The following is a 21,811-nucleotide window of genomic DNA, read 5'->3' as shown; positions in this document are numbered from 1 at the left end:
GACAGATTTGAATAATAATCCTGCCTTGCGGTGAGCGGGGACAGCACTGCCAACCTCCCCTGCTGTGGTAATCAAGTAACGGCGTCTGCTTCCCACAACAAGCCAGGGGACAAGCGACATTTCGTTGAAAAAACTGAGATACGTCTTTTTCTGATTGCCAACACGGCCATTTCAGGAATATACCGGTCCCTCTCCACCTGTACAGCTATAGCCGGACGAGACAGGACGCGCAAACTGTCCCTACGCTTCCGATACGCTCCAGGTACGGTAGCGCTACAGTCTAGCTGCGGGCGAGGGCGGCGCGCACTTCCTGCTCGGGCAGGTGGGTATAGGCGCAAAACTCCTGGATGGAAACCAGGGCGCGGCTGGGCTTACCGAGCTGCACCCGGATGCGCTGCAAGAGGCGCTTGCCAGCCTGGTAACCGTTGCCGGTGACGGCGGCTGCTTCCTTCGGGTAAATGCAAACCTGGGACATAGTGGGTACTTGCGGTGTATAGTTGGCTAGACGAATATACAACCCATTCGAGGGGACAGTAGGTTCGTGGCATGAAACTATTTCAGGCGTCACAAACCATGGGGCAGGTGCTCCTCGTTGCCGGGAGCATTGGCGCGGCGGCGGTCGGGGCGTTGCCGTTTGCTTCCCGGAGCTGCGCGGGGCCGGCGTGGGAACTGCCGGCCAATGGGCTGATGCGGGTAGCGGGGCTTACTGCGCCGAAAGCCGAGAGTGGCCGGGTAGTGCGGGTAGTGGACGGCGACACGTATGATGTGCTGGCCGGGGGCGTGCGGTACCGGGTGCGGCTGCTGGGCGTGGATGCGCCGGAGCTGGACCAAGCTTTTGGGCCACAGGCCAGCGACTCGGTGACGCGGCGGGTGCAGCTGCAGCTGGTGTGGCTGACGCGGCGCGGCGTGGACCTGTACGGGCGGACGCTGGCCACGGTGCGGCTGCCGGTGGCCGGCGGGCCGACGCTGGCGCTGGATTCGCTACTGGTGGTGCGCGGCTGGGCGTGGGCCTGGGACCCGAAGCGGCGGGTGGCGGGCCGGGCGGCACAACAGGCAGCCGCCGTAGCCGGACGGCGAGGACTGTGGAAGTGCGGGGCCGGGGACGCGCTCCCGCCGAAGCTGTGGCGGCAGTTCAACTATAAAAACAAGCGGCGTTACGGGGTGGGCTGCACCTGGTAGCAAGGCCGCAGAATGCAAGCAGCCACGACTCAAAACGAATTATTCACTCCTAACTACGACCTTTTATTATGGCACGTCAGACAGGTATTATTGGCATTCAGGGCACCGTGGGTGGCCTGGTGTTCAGCAAAAACGGCAACATCTCGCAGAAGCCGGCCAGCAACAAGGCCGCCTTTGCCAGCGCGCCGAGCCGGGCGCGAACCCGGGAAAACGCCGCCGAATTCGGCATGGCGGCCAGCTACAGCAAGGTGTTGCGTGACTCGCTACGCGTGGCCATTGCTGCGGCCAGCGACAGCCGTGTGGCCTCGCGCCTCACGGCCACGATGCGCGCCATCGTCGGGCTCGACGACACGAACGACCGGGGCCAGCGCGTGTTCGACTCCTCGAACTCGGCCCCGTTGCTCGGCTTCAACTTCAACGCCGGGGCCGGCATCGGCCAGACCATGTACTTCCCTTACGAGGTGACGGGCGCTGGTACGGACGTGACGATGACCATTCCGAGCCTGAACCCGGCTTCGGACATCGCGGCTCCGCAGGGCACCACCCACTTTGAAGTGGTGTTCGCCGCTTCGTCGCTGGATATGGAGACGCTGACCTACACGAACGGCGTGGTGGCGGCTCCGCTCGGCATTCTGCCCGTAAACAGCGCCGCCCTGGCCAACCAGACGATGGTGGCCAGCTTCCCGGTAGCTCCGCCCGCGGCTAACCTGGTGGTGGGCGTGGTGGGCATCAACTTCTACCAGCAGGTCAACGGCAAGTTCTACCCGCTCAATAACAACAGCACCAACCCGCTGGCGATTGAGTACGTGGCCTAAGCCGTAGCAAGTGGCACGAGACGGCCAGCCAATACCGGCTGGCCGTTTTTTCTTCCCTCACTCCTCCCCTTCCCATGGCACTTACTGGCTATCAGCTGCAGTACAAGCGGCGCATGAAAAAGGCCCTGGCCCTGCGGGCGAAGGCCGACCGGAAGGCCCGGTTTCTGGTGGCCCGGCTGGCCACGGTGCTGGCGCTGGGCGAGACGGCCGCCGACCATATCGGACGGATTAACACCCTGTATGGGACGAATATGAGCCTGCGCACCGACCTGGTGGACGGCTATCGGCTGGCCGACTCGGCGGCGGCACTCAACCAGGTAGCGGTGGCCAGTTTGGGCGGAGCACCGGCGGCGGAGTTCGTCAACCTGCCGGCTGATGCGGGTGGGGCTATGCTGCCGCCCGATGCGGACCTCGATTAAGTCTTTCTTTTCACTCTCTAATTTTCTAGATTATGGCACTTACGGCCTATCAAACCCAATTTAAGCGGCGCATGAAACGCGCCATCAGCCTGCGGGCGAAAGCCGATGCAAAGGCCCGGCGCTACACCAAACTCCTGTCGGATTCCATTGGCGCGGCCGAAGATGCGGCCATGCAGATGGATGCGCTCAATCAGATTTACGGCGTGGACGTGAGCACCTACACGCTGCTCACGCAGGAGCTGCACGCCAACAGCGGGCAGGAAGTGCTGGAAGACCATCTGGCGCAGAGTACCCCCGGTGAGGAGGCAATCATTTTCAACCAGATTCCGGACGGTAACGGCGGGCAGCCGCTGCCGGCGAATCCGCTGTTTGGTGAGTTGGTGGCCGGTACACCAATTACGCCGCCTGCTCAAGCTGCCAAAACGGATAAGGGGGTTGCACCAAAAACGCCAGTTGCTCCAGAGACGCCGCCGACTACTGATGTTGCGGAGGCGTAAGGGCAACAGCTAGCACTAAAAACCACGAAAAAGCCGACTCCTGCCATGCAGGGGTCGGCTTTTTGATTTGGGTCAATCGGTAGCTAATGGGGCTTTGGCTTGCTGAGCAACCACAGCTAACTAAGGTCTTCGACGCGGGCGGCAGGCGCATCCTGCATCACGACCTGGATGCCATGGTCGCGGGATTGGGCGGTGGTGTATTTCTCGCTGCGGCCGATGATTTCACCGTTGGCGGCGACATGATTGAAACCGTACTGGCCGGCGTTGAAAAATGATTCGAAGCGCTGCGGCTGGCAATTGGCCTGCACCGACCGGATGCCGTTCTGGCAGCTGGCTTTGGTGGTGTAGCCTTCGCCGGACTGGATAATCTCGCCGTTGCTGGCACGGAGATGGTACCAAAACTGGCCGCTGGTGTGGGAAATCTGGAAGGTTGCCATGAGTGCAAGAATTCTTTAGGTGAAATGATTGATAGCAAATTAAGCGGCCAGCGCCAACGGCGCGGGCTGGACGAGCGGAATGAAAAAGCCGGCAGCTTGCCGGGCATGGTGGCGTAGCAGGGTGTTGTACTTCTTGCGGCCCTGCTCGATGAGGCCGGGCGTTGCGGTCAATTCCACGCGCCATACTTCGTGTGGGGCCCGTTTCTGCACCCCGATGATGAGGAAGCGGGTAGCACCGAGAACGTCGAGGTAGAGGGCGGCCTGACGGTCGTAGTCGTACTTCTCGATGGTGGTCAGGAAGTGGTCAAGGTTGGGGCTACTGGTGGTCTTGAAGTCGATGAGGGTCAGGCAGCGACCCGCTGGGCTGCTGACCAACAGGTCCGGGCGCAGTTTCACTGCTACGCCGGTGGCCGTGTGGGTGGCGGTGTAAGACTGCTCGGCGTGGCCCCGATACAGCAGGTCACGGCAGTAGCGTTGGCGTCGCACCTGGCGGGCCAGCGTCTCCAGGTCGCTCCACTTGATACCGCGCTCCTCGGTGCGCTGGTAGTGCGGGGGCTCTAGCACGGCGGTATGGAAGTGGGAGCCGTAGGCCAAGGCCACGGGGTTGGGGGTGTTGGGCTTTCCGAGCAGCGTGGCCTTCAGATTGGACAGGTCGGTGTTGCTTACCTGGGGCAGGGCGCGGTGCTGGGCCTGGGTCAGGGCGGGGTGATGGGTAAGGGCGTGAAACATGGCGGTTGAGAAAAGAGGGTTAGCGGATTAGGGCTAGGCGGTTGGGGTTGGCGGCCCGGTGCAGCCAGATGTGAGAGCTGCCGCAGCCGACCAGATAGGCCGGGGCGGGGAACAGCGCCCGCACGGCGGGGGCAAGGTCGCGCAGGTCGTCGGGCAGTGGGCCGGCGGCCACCAGCACATCCGGAAGCTGGGCCAGTAAGGCCGCCTCGGTTTCGTCGTGTGGCGGCTGCTCGATGAGCAATTGGGGCGGGTCGATGTAATTCATGGCATCGGATGTTAGAAGTGAGTAGCCAAATGGCCCCCACGGCGGGCACCGTGGGGGCCAAAGAATTAGGCAGCCAGCTGCAGGGCGACGGGCTCGGCGGCGGCCGGCTCGGGGCTGGTGGGGTCGTCCTCGACGGGCACGGTGTAGGCGTGCTGGATGCGCGTATCAGCCGCGCCGGTGTAGGTTTCGGCGCGCCAGAGAGGGAAGTCGCGGGCGAAGTCGCGGCGGGCGGCTACCTCGGCCGCATCGGCGGCTTCGTAGCTGAACTGGGCGATGTAGTAGGTGGCCGTCTTACCGTCTTTCGTCGTCTGCTTCTTCTCGGCGGTGACTTTCACCGTCACGTCGGCCAGGGTCAGGTCGTCGTAAAACAGCGGCTCAATGAGGCGGTACAGATTTTCGACGCTGTAGCCGTGGAAGAGCACGGCGCAGATGGCACCCTTTTCGTCGGCAAAAAACAGCTCGGCCCACAGCTTGCGGCCCATGTTCAGGATGTCGTCCTGGAACACGCGCCAGGCCAGCGGAATGAAGGAAAGGGAGTTGCCAAGCGGCACGGTGCCGCCGATGTTGAACTGGCCGGCCTTGGCATCGAAACGCACCTGGCGCGGGTGGCCGGGCAGGTAGCGAAAGCGGGAAACCTGCACGACTTCGCCGGTGGTCTCGTCGGCCTTCTCGGTTAGGTAGGCGGGCACGGCCGTGATGGGGCCGCTGAGGATGAACACGGGAGCCTCGGGGGCGGTGATGGATGCGGCACCGGCTTCGGTGGTGGCGGTGCGTTGGGCTTTTACTTTGGTGGACATGATGGGAAATGGTTGGGGTTGGAAATGAAAAGGTGGGGCCTGTTGGCGGCCGGCCCCTGCGCCGTGAGTGTTCTATTTGAATTGTTTGTCGTGGCACAGGATGGCACGGCCCACGATGGAATCCTGGCCCCGCGCTTCGGGCTGGTGCTGGTACCACAGGTAGGTGGCCAGCAGATTGAGGTAGGCCGGATGGCGGAACTTGCCTTCGTCGTCGATGATGAGAATCAGTTCGGGGCTGAGGCGGATGACATCGACCAGGCGGCAATCGAGCAGCTGGTACAACTCGGCCAGCTTGAAGCTGCGGCCATTGGCGGGGCTGACTGGCTGCGGGGTGCCGCTGTGCGGGTCGAGCAAATGGGGCTGATAGGGAGTAGCCGTTTTTGGCATGAATGGCGGGGCTTAGGGGCCCGCACCGGGTGGGCGCGGGCCAAGTGACTAAAAGCGGGCGTATTTAGCGCGGGCGGCCTGCAATGCGGCCCCGGCGGGGCTGGCGTGGTAAGCGGCAGCAGCAACGGCGTAGGCGGCGCGGGCCTGCTGGTAGCGGATGATGGCGGCGCGGAGGCGAGCGAAGCGGCCGGGCTGGGTACCATATTCGTCGCGCAGCGCATACTTGGCGGCGCGGGCATCAAACAGAGCCGAATGGGCACGGGCAAGCGCGGCGGTGGCGGCTACGGAAACCGACGAAACGGGAGCTGGTGCGGGCCGGGGTGCTACAATGGGGCGGGGCGGGTACTTGGCCGACAACCGGGCGAGAGTGGCTTGCAAGGCCGCCATTTTGGCCACTGCCTGGTCAACAGCCGCGCCCTTGGTGGACGCGGCTGGAGCAAGAACGAGGCTAAGCATGAGCCAGCACGCCGGCGAAATCATCCTCGGCCTTTATGACCTCCCACACGGCGGCGAAAGCAAAGCCAGGGTGCGCGGCGCGCATGGCGCGGAAGGCTAAGCGCAGCGCCTCAAATGGGCAGGGCGAAAAGCCAGCGAAACCGCCTGAGGGCTGGCACTCCGGCCGCGTGGCTAGGCTGAGCATGACGTGCCAAGAAGTGCTGCCCTTGCCAAAGGTGGCGGCGGACTGTGAAATGTAGATGCCCGAAAATGAACAGAGGGCGGGGCCTTTCCAAGCGGCAGCGGCAAGCTGCAAAAGTTGATTGGGTTGCATGGCTGTATGGGTTAGCCGTGAGGTGCGCTGCTAAGCGGGCCGGGCCCAACTCGCGCCGCAAGCGCAATGCGAAACAGGTCTTTCCCATTTCTTATACGAATATACGACTAAAATTCTCATTTGTTACTATTTATTACGAGTTAAAATATAATATATAATGCTCCACGTGGAACATTTTGTAATAAATTATTCGTAACTTGTAGCATGGAAAAAGACAAAAATGTAGTAGCGGTGGTGGGAAGCCGGAGCATAGTGAAATGCACGGCCCTAACTGCCCGGCTGGCTGAGCTGGCCCCTGACCAGGTGGTGAGCGGCGGCGCGGCCGGCGTGGATAGCCTGGCGGCGGCCTGGGCACGGACCCACGGGGTGCCGCTGCTGGAACTGCGGCCCGACTATGCCACCCACGGCCCCACGGCAGCCACCCACGTGCGCAATGCTGAAATAGTGCGCCGGGCCAGCCTAGTGCTGGTGGTGTGGGACGGTAAGAGCAAGGGCACGCTGAGCACGCTGAAGGCCGCCAGGCGGCTGGGCCGACGCTGCGAGCTGCTGCCCCTGGACTGAGGCGGCAAGCTGCCAGGGCCGTGCCGGGCGACTGCAGGCGACCCTACTGAACAGCCTGAATGCCTTGCCTGGGGTTTGGGGGCGGGCTGAGGCCCCAATGAAAACTCGGCGGAGCCGGCCTTGTGAGGGTGGAGCGGCCGACCGAAGGGAGGCGGCGGAAGCCGAGGAGGATGACCGGGCGTTAGCCAGGGCATGATGGCAGGGGTTTGGGGCTTTCCCCAATGAAACCCTCCGCGAAGCGGGCCTTGCTTTTGCCTGCGTGGCCTGAACGCAAACTTTACTGGCGGGTGGCAGGCTTTTTTCAGCCTGCGGCCTGCAACCGAATCAGGAGGGGGCTGACGGGCGGCGTGGGGCCTTTTTTCTGGCCCTGCGCGGCACGGCGGCTTTTGCGGTGGGCTGGCATCAGGGCGCGTGCGGGTAAGGGGGCAGGAGGCCCGCTTGGGAGGTGGCGACGTGAGGAGCCGGCGACCTTGCGGATTGGCGACGTGGCCCCGTGCTGTGGGCTCGCGTTGGTGCCGTTTGAGTTGGTAGGAGGGCTGAGCTTGCTCAGCCCGACGAAGAATGCCGGTAGGATGGTAGGGCTGAACCCGACCGCAGGGAGTGGTTCGGCCCGCTGGGCGAAGCTGGGGTAGCTGTGATGCCAAGGGTGGCTGACCAGCGGGAAGCGGCCCGCCCCGGCTGACGGATGGGTAGCGCGGCCTGGCCGATTTTAGGGAGGTGGGGCCGGGCGTGGGCGGGGGTTACCGGAGCAACTGTTGCAGCTGTGGGCGGGTGGGTTGAGCGCGGGGCGCTACGGAGCGGAGGGAGCCTGCAAGCGTAGGGAACGAATGAGCGGAGGTACGTAGCGAAAGAGTGAACGTAGCGCAGCGTGGCCCCCGCAATGAAGTAGCGGCCGGCGCGGGCGGTGGGCCTGGTAGGGACAGGCGGCACCTTTTCCGGGGCGGCCTGGCCCGTTGGCGGGTGGCACCGGAAGCTTCGCTGAGTCGCGGGAGAAGTGGGTGAGGGATAGAAAGGGAGCGACCAACGGGAGCTGTGCGCAGCACCGCAGCGTAGCGGAGCCCTGGATAGCCCGACCCCGGCCCGGAGCAGCGCGGAGGGCTGGGGGCACCCCCGAATAAGTACAATTTAAGACGGAGCAAATGGATTGTATCTGAAACTGGAATAAGTTCGTAATTTCGTATAAATGAGATTTTCACTTACCACAAACTACGAAAATATGTTTTTCGCTGATACGAAGACCGGACACTTGCTGCATATTCTTGGTACCGCGCTAGCCGGGCAGGTGCTGACGCAGGAATTAGCCCCGGCCAACCCGCACATTATCGAGATGTATGGGCATCTGGTCATTCAGGTGATTGTGGCGGCGGTGACTATCTGGGCTACGATTCGGAAGGCGATGCAGCGCCCGGAGGCGGTGGTGAAGCTGCCGGCCTCGGGGCTGGGTTCAGGAGTTGGAGACTCAATGGGCGCGGCGGCTTCCTCCCCTGCTGAGCCATCTGCGGAAGCTGGCAAGGGCTAGGGTATGGGGTTGGCAATGGACTTGTATTTTATTCACTTTCAACTGTTTTTGCTCATGGAATCTGTTAAGAAGTTAAGTCTGCTGGACCGGGTGGCGCTGCCGTCGCCGACGTTTTGGCGCAAGGTTAGTGCGGTTGGAAAGGCCATCGGGGGGCTGGGCTTGGTGCTGGTGGCGGCCCCGGTAGCGCTGCCGGCGGCGGTCGTGTCGGCGGCGGGTTACCTGGTGCTGGTGGGGTCGCTGACGGCGGGGCTGTCGGCGCTGACGGTGGCACCGGAGGCCGCTGGTACGGTGAGTGGGGCTAATGAAGAGCCGGCGGATGGAGCCGGCACCCGGTAGCATGGAGGACATGGCCCCTTATGCGGTTGGTAAGCGGGTGGCCCCGCGGCTGAATGTGGCGCAGATGGTTCGGCAGGCGGCGCGGCTGGCGGACGTGCGGCAGGAACTGGTCGAAGCGTATCAGGTGGCACTGCGGCGCTGGTCGGGTGACCCGGTGCTACGGCTGCTGGGGTTGCCGATTGTGACGGAGGGGTACCGGTCGCCAACGGCGCAGGATGAGCTGTACACCCACGGACGAGGTGCGCCGGGGCCGGTGGTGACATACAAACGCGGTGGGGAATCGAAGCACAATTTTCTACCGAGCCGGGCGCTGGATGTGGCGTTTCTGTTGGCTGATGGAACGGTGGTGTGGTCGGGGCTGCTGCTGAGCAAGTTTGCGCGGCTGATGAAGGCGGCCGATGCGCGGGTGCATTGGGGCGGGGACTGGCCGGGGTTTAAAGACCGGCCGCACTTTGAGGTATAAGATAGAAATGAAGCGAGCGGGCCATCTGGCCTGCTCGTTTTGGTTTGGGGCAACTACTCGCCGTCGGGCTTTACTTTAGCTGCCCGATAACGGCTGCCAAATCACCTTGGTGTGGCTGATTAGGCCAGTCAATGCAGAAAGCGCAGGTTTTAAAGCAGTTTGGCATCAGCCATGAGCAATTCGAGAAGGCACTGACCGAGCATGGGGTCGAAGCCGACCTGAAGTTTATGCGGGTAGTGCCAGACCATTTGGTAGAATTGCTTGCCCGTGTGCTAGGGCAGCCGGAGGTTGGAGAAGAACTTACAGAGGCAAAGCTGGTAGACGAACCCTCAAAATTGATAGTTACGAGCCAGATAGCTCAACCGAATACCGATTCGGTTACTCCTGTTCCAGCGGCTATCAGTGAAGCCAAGGCAGCGAAGGCGGTGGCAGTACCTGCTTCACACCCGAAGGAGTCTTATTCACGAAGCAAGCAGCAGTTAAGTAGCCCGAAGCAACCCGAAGCTAGCGAATGGCAGCTTGGGCAAGTGGTGGAGGTAGTTGGTGAGCCTCCCAAGGTGTATGGTTTCATCCGCGGTTTTATTTCTGGAGAAAGGCGACACGTGAAGGTGCCCTTGTTTGGCAAGTATCCTTTTGCCTTAAAGGATGGAGTCCTCTTCGTCTTATCCCTGGAAAAGGCTGAGGACAAACCAACTCGTGAGGTAGTTAGCTGGATTCAACCAATCGGGAAGAATATTGCGCTCTTGCGAAGCGTTATTACAAGGGTTGACATTGAACCGCTGTATCAGTTACTAAAACCAGACTATACACCAATCCACCAGTATGTTGCGAGGGAGGCACTAAGCCGTTTGGAGCCAATAACAAATGGAGATACTCTTGACCAAGCTGGGCAGACGCTTCATCGCCTGTGGAAAACAGCCTCGGCCACGATACCTGAAGAGGTTGCTTTCTTTCTAAAGCGCACCGCGCCGGAACATGGGTGGAAACTATGGTTTCTGCTGCAATCGCCTGCTGCAACTAATGGCGTGGCGTACACTGCGCAAGAATCGGCACGACTCGCCGATTTGTTGGCGAAAATACCGGAGGTTATAAAGTCCTGGCTACCACACGTGGCCAGCGTTGAATCGTTGCTTCTACTGTTAGCGGCAGCGCCTGCTGAAAATCACCCAACTATTGTGTGGGAGGCAATAAATCGACTGCCACCAATAACCGATACAGTCACTGCTGACCAAGTTATCCAAACGCTGTACAGCCTGCAAAAACTGATGCCGGACACGGTACAGGAAGAGGCTAAAGCGTTGCTGAAGCGCACCGCGCCGGAACTCGGCTGGCAACTATGGCTACGGTTTTTATCGCCGTTGGCAATCAAGGCTTCGGAAACTAATGCCTCTGTAGCTGGCCGGTTGGCCGACTTGTTGGCGGGGGTGCCAGATGTTGTAACGGCCTGGCTGCCGCAGGCGCAGCAGGTAGGCTTGGTGGGGCTGTGCATGCTTTATGTGCAACAGGACGAGGAACAAGTAGCGAGCTTGTTCAAGCAGCTTCAGGCAACACTGGGTGACCATGAGCTATACACTGAGGTTGTAACGAGTTGGCTAAAGCAGCTAGAGGCAATCATTACCGAGCAAGAATTTTTGCAATGCCAGTACGTTGCCAATACTATTCCACAGGCTGTAGCACTTTCAGAAAAAGCGCTTTTTGAATTGGCCGTTCCCGACGTTCAGTTGAAGGTTTGGAACCGCGTATCGGGAGTGATTTTCCCGCAGGAAGCAGCCATTAGTTACTTCGAGTACCTGCTGGTTGAAGAAAAAGACGACATAGCGGCGCAACTCGATGATGAGGGCTTCGCCCGAATAACCGGACTGCTGACAGTCGAAAACAGCCAGGCAATCCGGCAACGGGCCCGCACGCTGCTCAACCAACAGATAGTAACAGCATTTGCGGCGTTAGGTCTGGATTTAGAAAGCGACCGGCAAACCATTCATGAAATAGCCTGGGGCAGGCCTGGGGCCTGGCACATCGGCAAAGGCGAGGAAGCAGTAGCGGCCGTGGTGCAGGAATTGCGCGAACGGGTAGCCGGCGGGCCGGCGTACCTCCTAGCTGGGCATAACGTGCGGGACTTTGATGCCGGGATACTGGCCGTGCATGATGTGGCATTGCCGCCGGACTTCCTCTGGGATACCTTGCTAGTGGAAATGGGCCTAAGTCCCGATTGGCGGGTTCTGGCGCTTAAGACTAAGCACGAGGCGGAATACGATGCTGATTTGGGCTTGCAGCTATTTACCAATCAGGTTCTGCGGTTGCAACTGGCCGCACCCACCGATTGGGAAGTACTGCGGCAGTTGCTGCCACCGGGAGCACAGGATACGCTGGGAAGCTTACGGGCACAAAGCGTCACCTCGTGGCTAACAGTAGAAGCGTTGCGGCAGGAAGCGCTGACCTGGCTACGCCCCCAACCGCAACCGTCGACCATTCTACAGGAACTACGGGCAGCCGTGGCACAGGCGCAGGCCCCGGTGAAGGTGGTGGTGGCGGCCCGCGAATTCTGGCGGGAGCTATATGCCGAACCGGGCCTGACTTTTCTGACGAATGCCAGCACCGCCCCTGATTATCACCCATTGGTTGGGGCTGATGTGCTGGCGCGGCTGGCCGGGCACCCCGTTGAGGAAGCGTTGGCACGGCAATTTTTCAGCTATTGCCAACGGGCGCAACTGGCCCCGGTGCCCGCCACGATGGCTCCGGCGTTGCGGTTCCGGCTGCAACAGCTGGCGGACTTTAGCGAGTGCCAGGCGGTGGCAGAGCCTGACTGGCAGCAGCCGCAATTTGTCTGCCTCACAGCGCAACAACTGCGCGGGCAGGTGGACTTGCTGATGGAGGTGCAGGCGGAGCTTTTTGTAGTAGAGCCGGATTTAATTACGTTAAGCAACAAGGAATTATTACGCCAACAGCCGCTGTCGATGAATGAGCTGCGGGCTAGCCCGGCTACCCAAGTGGCCGCAATGAAGTTTTCGGGCGGGCAGAGCTTTATGCGTTTGAGCCGGACGCAGGCAGAGGAGTTGGGCGCTACCGTGCCGGCTGACATTCATAACCTGTGGCTGGAAAAGCACCGGCAGGACGAGTACCGGATTTGGGGCAGTTTCGGGTGGGAAAAGCTGCTGACGCATTGGAAACAACGGGAACAAGTGAAATACTTCAGGAGCGCCGACCGGAAGCTGCCGAAGCAACCCACACAAATGCACAGCGCGGTGGTGGGTACCTACAAGCTCCAACGGCAACTAGGCGCAACTACCTGTAACCCGGAAACCAACTTCCGCGCCCACTACTGGCTATTGCAGGCCAACCTGCTTACCAATCTGAGCCGGGACGAGCAAACAGCAGCCAGCCCGGCGGAGCCAGCGGCTAAAGCGGAGCCAATAGCTACCGTGCTGCTCGTGCAGCGCCCGGAAGAAATTCCGGCGCTGGAAAATTATTTCCGGGGCCAGTACCAGTACTTTATTCCGCAACGAGCCAGCGCCCTAGGGCGGCAACTGGAACTCCTGCACCAGCATTCCAGTCCGCGCCGGCTGTTGATTGCGTCCATGCAGCAAGCGGCCAGCCTGTTGGAAGCCAACTACCTGGGGCCGTTGCGGGTGGTGCTAGAAAGCTTCAATCTATTGGAGAATTTTTATCTGGCGCAAGGTTCCCACTTGTTCAGGCAGGCGCAGGCCAACGCCAGCGAGTTGGCCGTGGGCGGCGAGCCCACGGAGGAGTTGGAAACGCAACCAGAAGCAGTTGATGAAGTGCCCGACGAGGCGGACGAAACGGCCGAGGAGGCCAGCCCTGACCCCGGCCGGCAAGCGCAACTGGAGCAGGACTTGTTTTTTCTGCTCAAGCTGCAACAACCAGTTGTCCAACAATTGCGGGCGCAATTAGCCGACAATCACGCTGAAAACCAGCTGTGGCTACTTGACCCCCGGCTGGCCGATTTTCCGGCCCTGGAACAAGCCTGGCAGATGAGCCGGCGAACCTACGAAGCCAGTTGGAAAAACGAGCCGGACTATAAAGAAGCGGCCAAGACGGCCCAACTGGTGCTGGGCGGCCCTCAACCGGCGCAGGATTTTATCCTGGACTTGGATGCCGCGAAAAATCTGCTTCAGCAGATTTTCTTAGGCAAAGGCGAATGGTACGATTACCAGCACCCTTACCTGGATAAAATTCTGGCGGCGAAAACCGATGTGCTGGTGTCGTTGCCCACCGGGGGCGGCAAGTCGTTGCTGTTTCAGGCCCCGGCGCTGTACCGCAGCGCCTACACCAACCGGCTGTCGATAGTGGTGACGCCGCTGAAAGCGCTGATGCAAGACCAGGTGCAAAAGCTCTGGGAGCTGGGGTTTCATAGCAGCGTGGAAGCCATCAATCAGGACAATGTGGACGAGCTGCCGCAGATTTACCGGCGGCTGGCAGGGGGCGAAATCCGGCTACTGTTTATCACGCCTGAGCGGTTTCGCAGTGGCGCGTTCATCCGGGCCTTTGAGCTGCGGATGGCCAACGACGGGGGCCTAGAATACGCTATATACGATGAGGCGCACTGTATTTCGCAGTGGGGCCACGAGTTCCGGCCCGACTATCTGTACTCGGCTCAAGTAATGCAGCGCTACCGTAAAGAGAACCTGGCGACCACCAAACGGTCATTTCCGGTGCTGCTGTTTTCGGCTACGGTATCCGAAAAAATATACGAGGGCTTCAATCAGCTATTCTCATGATAGAGTACATCGGCGAATTGGCGAACAACCCCGTGCGGGCGCACATACGCATGGGGTTTCAGCAGGTGAAGAGTGACACGCAGCAGCTGGCCGTGGTGCTGGAAGACTTGCGCACGCAGGGATTTGATGCGACCCACAGCCGGGTCTTAATTTTCGTGCGCAGTAAGCGGCGGGCCGAAGAAGCTGCCGAGCAACTGGCGGCGCTGGCAACGGCTGAAGGCTATTCGTGGGCTGAGCAGGTTGACTATTTCCACGCCGGGCTGGACAGCGACGAGCGGTCGGCTAAATACCACGCTTACAAGTCCAAGCCAACGGCCGACGGCGAGCCTATTGCCGTGCTATTCGCTACCAAAGCGTTTGGTATGGGCATGGACATCAGCAACATCCACTACGTTTATCACCTGGGGGCATCATCCACGTTCGAGGATTTTTTGCAGGAGATTGGCCGGGCAGGGCGTAATGAGGAGTCCCGCAAACGGGCGGGCTTCTCGGAAGAAAAGCCAATCCGCACCCTCTGCGTGATGACGACCGGGGAGTTTACAGCGTTGCGCGATTTGCAACATAGCTCGGTCCTGACCTGGGGGCACATCCAGGAAACGCAAACGCAAGTTCACCAATACCTGCAAAAGTTTCGGGAGCTGAAACCCGACGAGGCCCATCCCTTTACCCTGCCGCTGGACCTGGGGCAAAAGCCCAACGACCTCGCGGCGGGAGTCCGCTTCCGGTTAGCGTTGCACTGGCTAGAGCAGTTGGGGCGGATTAAGTTGAAGCTTTATACACCGGCTTTTTTGCCGATTGTGCTGGCTGAAAAATCGACCCAAGTTCTCAGCCCTGAGATGAAAAAAGAGCTAATTCGGTTACGTCGGCAGTACAAACTTGATGACTTAGAAGGTGATAAAATACGAGCAGCCGAAGAAGAGCAATTAAGCCAGTTCATTGTCAACCTGAAAGCCTCGCCGGGGTATAGCGAAGGCTCGGCGGTGACGGTGCCGATGGAAGACCTAAAAAAAGCGGCTGGCCTTCGGCGTCACAGCGAGTTGTTTCGGTTTTTGTTTCGGGCGCAAAAGGCCAAAGTTTTATCCATTGACCGGCACCTACATTTGGAATTAGGTGCATGGCGTAGACATGAGTTACTGGCCTGGCGGCCGGATTCGTGGACGGTTGCGAAGAAACTACCGTTGGTGGAAGCATTATTTTCTTTGGCCGAGCAGTTGCTGAAACCTATTGAAAGCTTCAAACAGCGAACAATCACCAGTCAAGACCTAGAAGAACTGACTCAAGAAACAGGCCGGGAGTATTTTACTCCGCTGAATGTGTACTGGGAGGAATACAGCCAACGAGGAAACAGGTTGATAACTGGCCCCGGCCTGGTTCGGCTACTGGCAAAAGACTGGCAGGAGCGGCGGGCTAAATTTGCGTTGAAACTGCTGCGCCTGCTACCCAACGTGCGGCTGCAATCGGAGATGCACACTACGGGCAATCATCGGGGCACCCTTACCCAACTCATTTACAACGGCAATCGCCAAGCCGAAGACTGGCAAAAACCGCTGGGCCGGCTGCGGGAGAAACTGCTGGCACTGCTACGCTACGCCGTAGCCAACGCCAATACTTCCAAGTTCAACTACGTCGATATGGTAGTGGCGCTGGGCCTGGAAAACGACGGAATGGACTACCTCAACCAACTGCTGTTTCTGGCGCGGTCGCTGGGGTACTTAAAAACCAGCGGCAGCTTCGTGCCAATGGGAATTGAATTGTATTTACACAGTATTGCGGCTCCTGACTCGCAAACCCCGAATTCGGCGGATGCCGGTGTCCATCAGCAATTCGTGGAAGCAGCAAAGCTTCGGGAATTACGCCTATTGGCGCTGGAATGCTTGGCCGACCTCGAGGCAGATGCGCAGGACGCATTTATCAAACAGTATTTCGCCTGCAACGGCAGTGCAGACCTGATAGGCTTGCTGGGTGAGCACCTGGGACCTAACAATGACATACTTAAAGCCTTTCGACAGGAGGCACTAACAGAAGCCGAAGCGAAGCTAAACGAGGAGCAGCGCAAAGTCTATGACGCACCCCTAACCGCTAACCTGCAGGTAATTGCCGGGCCGGGTAGCGGCAAAACCCACACGCTCACGTTGCGTGTGGCCCGACTGATTCAGGAGTTCAAAAAGCAACCCGACGAAATTCTGATTCTGGCTTACAATCGGGCGGTGGTCGTAGAACTGAAAGAGCGTTTGGGTACCATGTTTCAAAAGCTAGGCTACGGTAGACTGATAAAACGGCTCCACGTGTACACGTTTGAAGGGTTGTGTAGGCGTTGCATGGGCCAACAATTAGATAATGTTGAAGTAGAAGATTGGGTAAGAATATTTACGGAAGCAATGGCCCGAAATCCTAATCTGGCGCATCAGCAGCTTGGGCCAATTACTTACGTATTCGTTGATGAATTTCAAGATATTACCAATGAGCGGTTAGAACTGCTCGTTAAAATCTCGCCGCCAGAAACAGCCAAGGTATGCGTTATTGGCGACCCCAATCAGAGTATTTATGGCTTTCAAAAAGACAAGAAAGGTGACCCACTAGACCCTTTTTTTTACTACGAGCAGTTCCAAGCACTCTATAAACCTGATTACCTGTTTCTCAGCACGAATTATCGGTCATATCCCGCTATTCTGGCTGCCGCTGACGAACTACTGGCCGAAAATCCGAAATCAAAAAACTTTGAAATCCCAAAGTTGGTGGCGTTCAGAAAGCCAAGTCATCAGAACCCGTACTATGAGCCGCTGGCTTATAGCTTGACCAAAGCAAAATGGCCGGAGAAGCTGCTGGAATTGCTGGCGGAGGAGTACGAGCCGGGCAAGCCCTATCAACAAGTGGCCGTGATGCTGCGGTCAAATGATGAGGTATTCCGGGCATTCAACAGGTTGCGGGAAGTAGTACTGCCGGCAGGCGTGTCGCTACGCATTCAAGGTGCCAGCACTTCCCCGGTAGCGTCGCGTGAGTTTTTTCACCTGCTACACTTCTTTAGAAAAGACCCACAGGCGGCGCTCAGTCCTGACTACATCCAGGAATTTGAAGTGCTGAAGCAAAAGGTACTGAAGCAGTTTGGCAGCGTATGGGACACTTATTTAATTCAGTTGGTACATTGCCTGCTACTAGAATTTTGGGCGGAGCGCCAAGAAGGGGCCACCAATCAGGATTTGCTGGATTTCGTGGCGGATATAGCCCTCAAGGATGACGGTCATTTTACCAAGCTATATGATAACCACCGTAAAACTGTAGAGCCTGGGAAAGAGCGCCGCGAGGTCGTGCTCACAACCATGCACAAAGTGAAGGGGCTGGAGTTCGATGCCGTGCTGTTGCCCGCCTCACTAGTAGATTTTGGGCTGGATTTGCGTACTGGCAAGCCGGTTAAGAATCTAGTTGAAGTATCGCAAGAGGAGCGTCGATTACTGTACGTAGCCTACACACGCGCCCGCTACCGGCTGGTGGTTATCAACTTTGAACGGGAGGCGGCGGTAATGGCGGGGCGGGACTGGACATTGCCCAACAAAGTGCAGACACTGGGAAAAGTAGTTATGCCCGGACTGGAGAAAGTATTTGTTGGCTGGGGAGCATTGGAGGATGAGCAAGGCACTTTTCATACCATTCGTAACCGTGTAAAAGTAGGCGACCCCTTGCTGTTGGTTAAGGGAAAAAGCGGTAGATGGCAGATGAAATGGGACAACCAAACCATTAGTTTACTTGCCGATGATGTTTCTAAATGGTTATCCGATGGACAGCGAAAGACCGGTTTGACTGTATCAGAAGTAAAGCTGTATACACTAGAACAAGCTTTAAAAAATGGCCCTGCTTTTGTTGCCAAGTTCTGGGGGGCAACCGCACAGGAACGCGGGTACATTTACGTGGTGGATTTTGCGGGCTATTATCAGGAGGGGTAATATTGCCATATCAATAGTGCAGCTTGTGCTATTGAAGCTGTTTAGAAAGTCAGTCGGCAGTTGATTCTTCGCAAAAAGAGTACGACGAAGGCCAACGCGTGCCAGGCGAGCCAATTGCCGACGCTGGTTTCATAGCGCACGAGCAATGTTTTGAAGCCATCGAGCCAGGCGTTAGCGTGTTCGACGACCACGCGGCGGCGGTAAAGTTCCGGGTCAAAAAAGGTGTCGTCGTCGGTCTGCCAGTCGGCGGCGCGGCGGTTGCGGGGGATGTTAGCCGCTACCTCGCGCTTGGCGCATTCTGCACGGAATGCGTTGGTATCAAAGGCTTTGTCGGCGTTGAGAAACAAGCCCGCAACGGGAATGCCCGCCGATTCGAGCGAGGCACATATTTCGCCAAACAAGGCATTAAGTTCGTAGCTGTCGGCGTGGTTGCCCGCTTGCGGACTGGCGCAGGCCAAGGGCTGGCCCTGGTTATCAGCCAGGAAGAGGGCCGTGGTGGTTCGAGCCTTTTTGCGCCCCTGGTAGCCCACGGCGGCCCCGCCATTTTTGGCCAGCGTGTGGCTACCGTCGAGTTGGACGCTGGAACAATCGAGCCAGTGCTTGTTGAGGCGCAAGACGTTGAGCCACACCTTTTGCCACGACCCATCTTTGCGCCACTTGTTGAACCGGGCGTACACGCCCTGCCACGTCAGGACGGCCCCGGTAAAGAACTGTTTAACGGGCAGGTAGCGCCACTGGCAGCCGGTTTTGAGCTTGTAGAGCAGAGCTTCAAGCAACTCGACGGGTTCCACCCGGCTGGGGCGTCCGCCTTGGGGCTGAGTCAGGTGGGGCAAAATCCAGGTGCGGATAATATCTTTGGGCAGGACTTCCATGAAGCAAGTGAAACGAGGTGGGTCGCTCCCCAAATTTCGCCTGTATTGTGGGAGTCTTTTGCGTTTCTGTTTGTCCTTGCCGACTTTCTAAACAGCTTCATTGGCTAAAAACCAGCATAATTCAGGGCCATGATGACGGCGTTGCGGTCGATGCGGTCGAGTTCCTGGGGTTGGAGTTGTAGGTAGTAATCGGCCACATACTCGATGAGATGGCGGCGGCCAAGCTTTTGGAGCATGGTACCGGGGACTTGCAGGGAGTAGCATTTTTCACCGCAGATGTCTTGCTGAAATTGGAAAGTCAGCAGTTCAGCGGTGGGGTCTTCGAGTTGGGCACCGAGGAGAAAACGGACGTTGCTTTGGTTTTGCATGGTGAATAGGCTGAACATTGAAATGGAATGATTAAAGGGGTTTGCCCCTACCCTATTTCCCATAACTCGTCCCATGAGGTGGTGACTGCGGGGGTGCGGTGCTGCTGCTGACCTTGCCAGGGCACGCCGGGGGCGGCTTTGGTGCCACGGGGCTTGGGTTGGGATGGCAGGGCGGCGGCAACCTGGACAGCGGCGCGGCCGAAGCGGGCGTTGAGCTGGTCGAGGCGCTGCATGAGGGCGCTGGCCTGGGGGTGGGTGAGTTCGGGCGCTTTCTCGAACAAGCTAAGCTGGGGCTGGCCGGCGGCTTCGAAACCGTCGAGTATGACGCCGGCTTTGACGTAGGTCTGGCCGGGCTGCCAAATGCGGTTCAGGATGGCGGTGGCGTAGCTCACCAGGTCAAGGGTGCTGCTGGTGGCGGTGGGTAGGGTGAGCTGCGCGGAACGGGTGTGCGGCGGGGGTGCGGGACCGAAGCGGTTCTGGCTAATGAAGACGGTGAGGACGTGGGCCACGGAGCCCTGGCGGCGTAGCTTCTCAGCGGCGCGGGAAGCGAAGGCGGCCACGGCCCCGCAGATGTCGGCCAGCTCGTTGAGGGGGCGGCCAAAGGTGCGGGTACAGGCAATGCTTTGGCGGCTCAGGGCGCCATCTTCGCTGGGGGCTAAATTGTGGCAGGGGAAGCCCTGCAGCTCACGCACCAGCCTCGCTCCTACCACGCCGCCGAGGTGCTTGCGGGCGTAGGCATCGGAGCAGCGGGCCAGGTCGGCGGCGGTGGCGATGCCCTGGGCGTGTAGCTTAATGGCGTACTGGCGGCCGATGCCCCACACGTCTTGGACGGGCACTTTGGCTAAGGCCCATTGGCGGGCTTCGGGGGTTTCGAGGCTTAGAACACCGTCAAGTGTGGGGTCTTTCTTGGCGACGCGGTTGGCGAGCTTGGCCAAGGTTTTGGTGGGGGCGATGCCTACGCAGGTAGGTATGTGGGTACGCTGGCGGACTTCGGCGCGGATGCGGCGGGCGTAGGTTTCGAGCGAGCCGAGGTAGCGGGCCATGCCATGCAGGCCGAGGAAGGCTTCATCAGCGGAGTAGATTTCAACTTCGGGGGCTGCTTCGGTCAGGTAGTTCATGACGCGGCTGCTCATGTCGCCGTAGAGGGCGTAGTTGCTGCTAAACACCTTCACCCGATGCTGCTCGATGAGGGGGCGGACCTGGAAGAGGGGCTCCCCCATTTTGATACCGAGGGCCTTAGCTTCGGCGGAGCGGGAAACGATGCAGCCGTCATTATTACTTAGGACGACAACAGGCACACCGTTGAGGGCGGGCTGGAAAGCGCGCTCGCAGCTGACGTAAAAGTTGTTGCAGTCGACTAAGGCGAACATGGGGCGGGGAACCTCACCCCCGGCCCCTCTCCAAAAGCGAGGGGAGCCTGACGAGTGCGAGTGCGGCTAGTTTCTTGTGTTAATTTGATTACTTACGCGGTAGAGATGCTTCGGCTTCGCTCAGCCTGACGTTCTATTGTTGAGCGATTGGAAAAGGAGCTACTGTAAGCGGCGGGTGCGGACGTGCTCCTTGAGCTTGCCGTTGATGAATTCGGTGACGGCGTGGGTGACGACGCCCCATACTTCGAAGCTGTCGCCGAGCAGGCTGATGTCGATGGAATGGTGGGTGGGGTTGTCGGGAACCAGCCAGTAGGCGGAACCGCGCTTTTCGAGGCGCTTGACGGTGAACTGGCCTTCGACGGCGGCCACGACGATGTGGCCGGGCTCGGGCTTTATGGAGCAGTCGACGGTGATGAGGGCCCCGTCGGTGATGTGGGCGGGGGCCCCGTCCATGCTGGTGCCTTTAACGCGGGCCATATAGGTGCAGTCGGGATGGGGCAGCAGAATGGCGTTAAGGTCCACTTTGGTGCCCCGGTAGTCCTCGGCGGGGCTGGGAAAGCCGGCAGGAATGGGCGTTTCGCACTCAATTATCCAGATGGGTTCCCGAATAATCTGTAGAATTTCGACGGTCGTCATAAAAATAATTGGGTTTGGAATGAGGACTAGCAACGAAATAGTTACTAATATTGTTGGCAAATCTGTCACTAATTAAATTAGTTTGCAAGACGCGACTAATAATTAAGGGCTTTCGGGCTATCAACAATCAGATTATCAGTCAGGTAATTTTCTTGCTGATATTATCAGTGTTTCCTCTTTTCCATTTTCCCCTATCTATGGCCAGTCGCTTTTTTCCAGCCCATTTGATGGGCCCTCTCACTAAAATATCGGTGAAGCGCGGCGTGACGCGGCGCTTACACAACCGACGGGTCAGTATGGTCGTGACGCCCGAAGGAGCGTATCAGCTGCACATTGCCAAGGCCCTGGAGCCGGGAGAAGCGGCCGAGCTGCGGGAGCAGGGCCACCGGGACTCGCTGGAGGACTACATATTGCGGGACCGGGTGCGGTACTCGCTGGTCACGCTGACAGCGGAGGCGTTTGAGGCGGCGTTTTGGTGCTACGAGAAGCTGAAGGGCCGGCAGCAGCGCAAGCGGTCGTGAGACTAGCTGAGCTTTTGATATAAAGCAGTAGTGCCCGCCGACCAGGTTGTGAGACTGGTTGGCGGGCACCAATGGAGTTATTCGGATAGTAGTGATGCGGGCCTCAATGGCCTGTTGGCACTTTGGGGGATACAGCATCGATGCTATCGACGCTGTTGTAATATCTCAATTGATGGGCCGTAAGCGTTTGTTAGCGG

The 21,811-nt window shown here is 59.0% G+C and carries 23 protein-coding genes; 11 read left to right on the top strand and 12 right to left on the bottom strand.

All coding sequences use genetic code 11. The features are described 5' to 3' along the window. Positions 1-280 precede the first annotated feature (280 nt). Positions 281-475: a hypothetical protein gene (locus tag HBN54_RS10435; RefSeq protein ID WP_035560018.1), complete on the bottom strand. Its 195-nt coding sequence runs from the start codon at positions 473-475 to the stop codon at positions 281-283. Positions 476-546: 71 nt separating this feature from the next. Here HBN54_RS10435 and HBN54_RS10430 point away from each other — a divergent pair, with 71 nt between their 5' ends. The 4 genes from HBN54_RS10430 to HBN54_RS10415 all read left to right on the top strand — a co-directional run bounded on the left by HBN54_RS10430 (position 547) and on the right by HBN54_RS10415 (position 2,910). Then, positions 547-1,179 carry a thermonuclease family protein gene (locus HBN54_RS10430; protein WP_235955478.1) on the top strand — a complete coding sequence of 211 codons (633 nt, stop codon included), beginning with the start codon at positions 547-549 and terminating at the stop codon, positions 1,177-1,179. 68 nt (positions 1,180-1,247) lie between these two features. Beyond that, positions 1,248-1,994, top strand: coding sequence for a hypothetical protein (locus HBN54_RS10425; RefSeq protein WP_168673136.1), 747 nt, complete (start codon positions 1,248-1,250; stop codon positions 1,992-1,994). Between the two features lie 74 nt (positions 1,995-2,068). Then, complete coding sequence (locus tag HBN54_RS10420; protein WP_168673135.1) at positions 2,069-2,413, top strand: hypothetical protein; 345 nt, start codon at positions 2,069-2,071, stop codon at positions 2,411-2,413. Between the two features lie 71 nt (positions 2,414-2,484). Further along, positions 2,485-2,910 carry a hypothetical protein gene (locus HBN54_RS10415; protein WP_210428019.1) on the top strand — a complete coding sequence of 142 codons (426 nt, stop codon included), beginning with the start codon at positions 2,485-2,487 and terminating at the stop codon, positions 2,908-2,910. 116 nt (positions 2,911-3,026) lie between these two features. Here HBN54_RS10415 and HBN54_RS10410 read toward each other — a convergent pair whose 3' ends face one another. From HBN54_RS10410 to HBN54_RS10380, 7 genes are all read right to left on the bottom strand, one after another. After that, positions 3,027-3,347 (bottom strand): YegP family protein, encoded by a 321-nt coding sequence (locus HBN54_RS10410; RefSeq protein WP_168673134.1) that lies wholly within the window; start codon positions 3,345-3,347, stop codon positions 3,027-3,029. A gap of 39 nt (positions 3,348-3,386) precedes the next feature. Further along, positions 3,387-4,076, bottom strand: coding sequence for a PD-(D/E)XK nuclease-like domain-containing protein (locus HBN54_RS10405; protein ID WP_168673133.1), 690 nt, complete (start codon positions 4,074-4,076; stop codon positions 3,387-3,389). Between the two features lie 19 nt (positions 4,077-4,095). After that, a complete protein-coding gene (locus HBN54_RS10400) occupies positions 4,096-4,341 on the bottom strand; it encodes a hypothetical protein (protein WP_168673132.1) in 246 nt (81 codons plus the stop codon). Positions 4,342-4,406: 65 nt separating this feature from the next. Then, positions 4,407-5,138 (bottom strand): hypothetical protein, encoded by a 732-nt coding sequence (locus HBN54_RS10395; protein WP_235955477.1) that lies wholly within the window; start codon positions 5,136-5,138, stop codon positions 4,407-4,409. Positions 5,139-5,210: 72 nt separating this feature from the next. After that, positions 5,211-5,525: a DUF3846 domain-containing protein gene (locus HBN54_RS10390; RefSeq protein ID WP_168673131.1), complete on the bottom strand. Its 315-nt coding sequence runs from the start codon at positions 5,523-5,525 to the stop codon at positions 5,211-5,213. A 48-nt stretch (positions 5,526-5,573) separates the two neighbouring features. Continuing rightward, positions 5,574-5,981 (bottom strand): hypothetical protein, encoded by a 408-nt coding sequence (locus HBN54_RS10385; protein ID WP_168673130.1) that lies wholly within the window; start codon positions 5,979-5,981, stop codon positions 5,574-5,576. Further along, on the bottom strand, positions 5,974-6,294 hold the full coding sequence (locus tag HBN54_RS10380) for a hypothetical protein (RefSeq protein ID WP_168673129.1): 321 nt from the start codon (positions 6,292-6,294) through the stop codon (positions 5,974-5,976). Before HBN54_RS10380 ends, HBN54_RS10385 begins: the two co-directional genes overlap by 8 nt. Positions 6,295-6,498: 204 nt before the next feature. Between HBN54_RS10380 and HBN54_RS10375 the strand changes: the two genes are divergently transcribed. The 6 genes from HBN54_RS10375 to HBN54_RS10350 all read left to right on the top strand — a co-directional run bounded on the left by HBN54_RS10375 (position 6,499) and on the right by HBN54_RS10350 (position 17,847). Continuing rightward, complete coding sequence (locus HBN54_RS10375; protein WP_168673128.1) at positions 6,499-6,855, top strand: SLOG family protein; 357 nt, start codon at positions 6,499-6,501, stop codon at positions 6,853-6,855. Between the two features lie 1,183 nt (positions 6,856-8,038). Next, positions 8,039-8,374 carry a hypothetical protein gene (locus tag HBN54_RS10370; RefSeq protein ID WP_168673127.1) on the top strand — a complete coding sequence of 112 codons (336 nt, stop codon included), beginning with the start codon at positions 8,039-8,041 and terminating at the stop codon, positions 8,372-8,374. A gap of 54 nt (positions 8,375-8,428) precedes the next feature. Next, on the top strand, positions 8,429-8,710 hold the full coding sequence (locus HBN54_RS10365; RefSeq protein WP_168673126.1) for a hypothetical protein: 282 nt from the start codon (positions 8,429-8,431) through the stop codon (positions 8,708-8,710). 64 nt (positions 8,711-8,774) lie between these two features. Continuing rightward, positions 8,775-9,173: a M15 family metallopeptidase gene (locus HBN54_RS10360; RefSeq protein ID WP_235955487.1), complete on the top strand. Its 399-nt coding sequence runs from the start codon at positions 8,775-8,777 to the stop codon at positions 9,171-9,173. 131 nt (positions 9,174-9,304) lie between these two features. Continuing rightward, positions 9,305-13,909 (top strand): DEAD/DEAH box helicase, encoded by a 4,605-nt coding sequence (locus tag HBN54_RS10355; protein ID WP_168673125.1) that lies wholly within the window; start codon positions 9,305-9,307, stop codon positions 13,907-13,909. Beyond that, entirely contained in the window at positions 13,906-17,847 is a 3,942-nt protein-coding gene (locus HBN54_RS10350; protein WP_168673124.1) for a UvrD-helicase domain-containing protein, read from the top strand. Before HBN54_RS10355 ends, HBN54_RS10350 begins: the two co-directional genes overlap by 4 nt. Before the next feature lie 41 nt (positions 17,848-17,888). Here the strand turns inward: HBN54_RS10350 and HBN54_RS10345 are convergent, their stop codons facing one another. From HBN54_RS10345 to HBN54_RS10330, 4 genes are all read right to left on the bottom strand, one after another. Continuing rightward, the gene (locus HBN54_RS10345) at positions 17,889-18,719 is read right to left on the bottom strand and encodes an IS5 family transposase (protein WP_168673123.1); all 831 of its coding nucleotides are present in this window, start codon (positions 18,717-18,719) and stop codon (positions 17,889-17,891) included. 104 nt (positions 18,720-18,823) lie between these two features. After that, a complete protein-coding gene (locus tag HBN54_RS10340) occupies positions 18,824-19,105 on the bottom strand; it encodes a hypothetical protein (protein WP_168673122.1) in 282 nt (93 codons plus the stop codon). Between the two features lie 29 nt (positions 19,106-19,134). Next, positions 19,135-20,457 carry a Y-family DNA polymerase gene (locus tag HBN54_RS10335; protein WP_168673121.1) on the bottom strand — a complete coding sequence of 441 codons (1,323 nt, stop codon included), beginning with the start codon at positions 20,455-20,457 and terminating at the stop codon, positions 19,135-19,137. Positions 20,458-20,616: 159 nt separating this feature from the next. Then, positions 20,617-21,093 (bottom strand): LexA family protein, encoded by a 477-nt coding sequence (locus HBN54_RS10330; RefSeq protein ID WP_168673120.1) that lies wholly within the window; start codon positions 21,091-21,093, stop codon positions 20,617-20,619. Between the two features lie 227 nt (positions 21,094-21,320). On the opposite strand from HBN54_RS10330, the gene HBN54_RS10325 reads away from it, so the two are divergent. After that, positions 21,321-21,614 (top strand): hypothetical protein, encoded by a 294-nt coding sequence (locus tag HBN54_RS10325; protein ID WP_168673119.1) that lies wholly within the window; start codon positions 21,321-21,323, stop codon positions 21,612-21,614. Positions 21,615-21,811: the final 197 nt, after the last annotated feature.

The sequence above is a fragment of the Hymenobacter artigasi genome, assembly GCF_012275535.1.
GTDB lineage: Bacteria > Bacteroidota > Bacteroidia > Cytophagales > Hymenobacteraceae > Hymenobacter > Hymenobacter artigasi.
Note: the sequence above shows the minus strand (reverse complement) of the source record. Positions and strands in the feature narration are given on the sequence as shown.

What these genes read in the sequence shown, in the direction of transcription:
- HBN54_RS10435 (WP_035560018.1), bottom strand. Translation starts at nt 475, where the DNA reads ATGTCCCAGGTTTGCATTTACCCGAAGGAAGCAGCCGCCGTCACCGGC.
- HBN54_RS10430 (WP_235955478.1), top strand. Translation starts at nt 547, where the DNA reads ATGAAACTATTTCAGGCGTCACAAACCATGGGGCAGGTGCTCCTCGTT.
- HBN54_RS10425 (WP_168673136.1), top strand. Translation starts at nt 1,248, where the DNA reads ATGGCACGTCAGACAGGTATTATTGGCATTCAGGGCACCGTGGGTGGC.
- HBN54_RS10420 (WP_168673135.1), top strand. Translation starts at nt 2,069, where the DNA reads ATGGCACTTACTGGCTATCAGCTGCAGTACAAGCGGCGCATGAAAAAG.
- HBN54_RS10415 (WP_210428019.1), top strand. Translation starts at nt 2,485, where the DNA reads ATGAAACGCGCCATCAGCCTGCGGGCGAAAGCCGATGCAAAGGCCCGG.
- HBN54_RS10410 (WP_168673134.1), bottom strand. Translation starts at nt 3,347, where the DNA reads ATGGCAACCTTCCAGATTTCCCACACCAGCGGCCAGTTTTGGTACCAT.
- HBN54_RS10405 (WP_168673133.1), bottom strand. Translation starts at nt 4,076, where the DNA reads ATGTTTCACGCCCTTACCCATCACCCCGCCCTGACCCAGGCCCAGCAC.
- HBN54_RS10400 (WP_168673132.1), bottom strand. Translation starts at nt 4,341, where the DNA reads ATGAATTACATCGACCCGCCCCAATTGCTCATCGAGCAGCCGCCACAC.
- HBN54_RS10395 (WP_235955477.1), bottom strand. Translation starts at nt 5,138, where the DNA reads ATGTCCACCAAAGTAAAAGCCCAACGCACCGCCACCACCGAAGCCGGT.
- HBN54_RS10390 (WP_168673131.1), bottom strand. Translation starts at nt 5,525, where the DNA reads ATGCCAAAAACGGCTACTCCCTATCAGCCCCATTTGCTCGACCCGCAC.
- HBN54_RS10385 (WP_168673130.1), bottom strand. Translation starts at nt 5,981, where the DNA reads ATGCTTAGCCTCGTTCTTGCTCCAGCCGCGTCCACCAAGGGCGCGGCT.
- HBN54_RS10380 (WP_168673129.1), bottom strand. Translation starts at nt 6,294, where the DNA reads ATGCAACCCAATCAACTTTTGCAGCTTGCCGCTGCCGCTTGGAAAGGC.
- HBN54_RS10375 (WP_168673128.1), top strand. Translation starts at nt 6,499, where the DNA reads ATGGAAAAAGACAAAAATGTAGTAGCGGTGGTGGGAAGCCGGAGCATA.
- HBN54_RS10370 (WP_168673127.1), top strand. Translation starts at nt 8,039, where the DNA reads ATGAGATTTTCACTTACCACAAACTACGAAAATATGTTTTTCGCTGAT.
- HBN54_RS10365 (WP_168673126.1), top strand. Translation starts at nt 8,429, where the DNA reads ATGGAATCTGTTAAGAAGTTAAGTCTGCTGGACCGGGTGGCGCTGCCG.
- HBN54_RS10360 (WP_235955487.1), top strand. Translation starts at nt 8,775, where the DNA reads ATGGTTCGGCAGGCGGCGCGGCTGGCGGACGTGCGGCAGGAACTGGTC.
- HBN54_RS10355 (WP_168673125.1), top strand. Translation starts at nt 9,305, where the DNA reads ATGCAGAAAGCGCAGGTTTTAAAGCAGTTTGGCATCAGCCATGAGCAA.
- HBN54_RS10350 (WP_168673124.1), top strand. Translation starts at nt 13,906, where the DNA reads ATGATAGAGTACATCGGCGAATTGGCGAACAACCCCGTGCGGGCGCAC.
- HBN54_RS10345 (WP_168673123.1), bottom strand. Translation starts at nt 18,719, where the DNA reads ATGGAAGTCCTGCCCAAAGATATTATCCGCACCTGGATTTTGCCCCAC.
- HBN54_RS10340 (WP_168673122.1), bottom strand. Translation starts at nt 19,105, where the DNA reads ATGTTCAGCCTATTCACCATGCAAAACCAAAGCAACGTCCGTTTTCTC.
- HBN54_RS10335 (WP_168673121.1), bottom strand. Translation starts at nt 20,457, where the DNA reads ATGTTCGCCTTAGTCGACTGCAACAACTTTTACGTCAGCTGCGAGCGC.
- HBN54_RS10330 (WP_168673120.1), bottom strand. Translation starts at nt 21,093, where the DNA reads ATGACGACCGTCGAAATTCTACAGATTATTCGGGAACCCATCTGGATA.
- HBN54_RS10325 (WP_168673119.1), top strand. Translation starts at nt 21,321, where the DNA reads ATGGGCCCTCTCACTAAAATATCGGTGAAGCGCGGCGTGACGCGGCGC.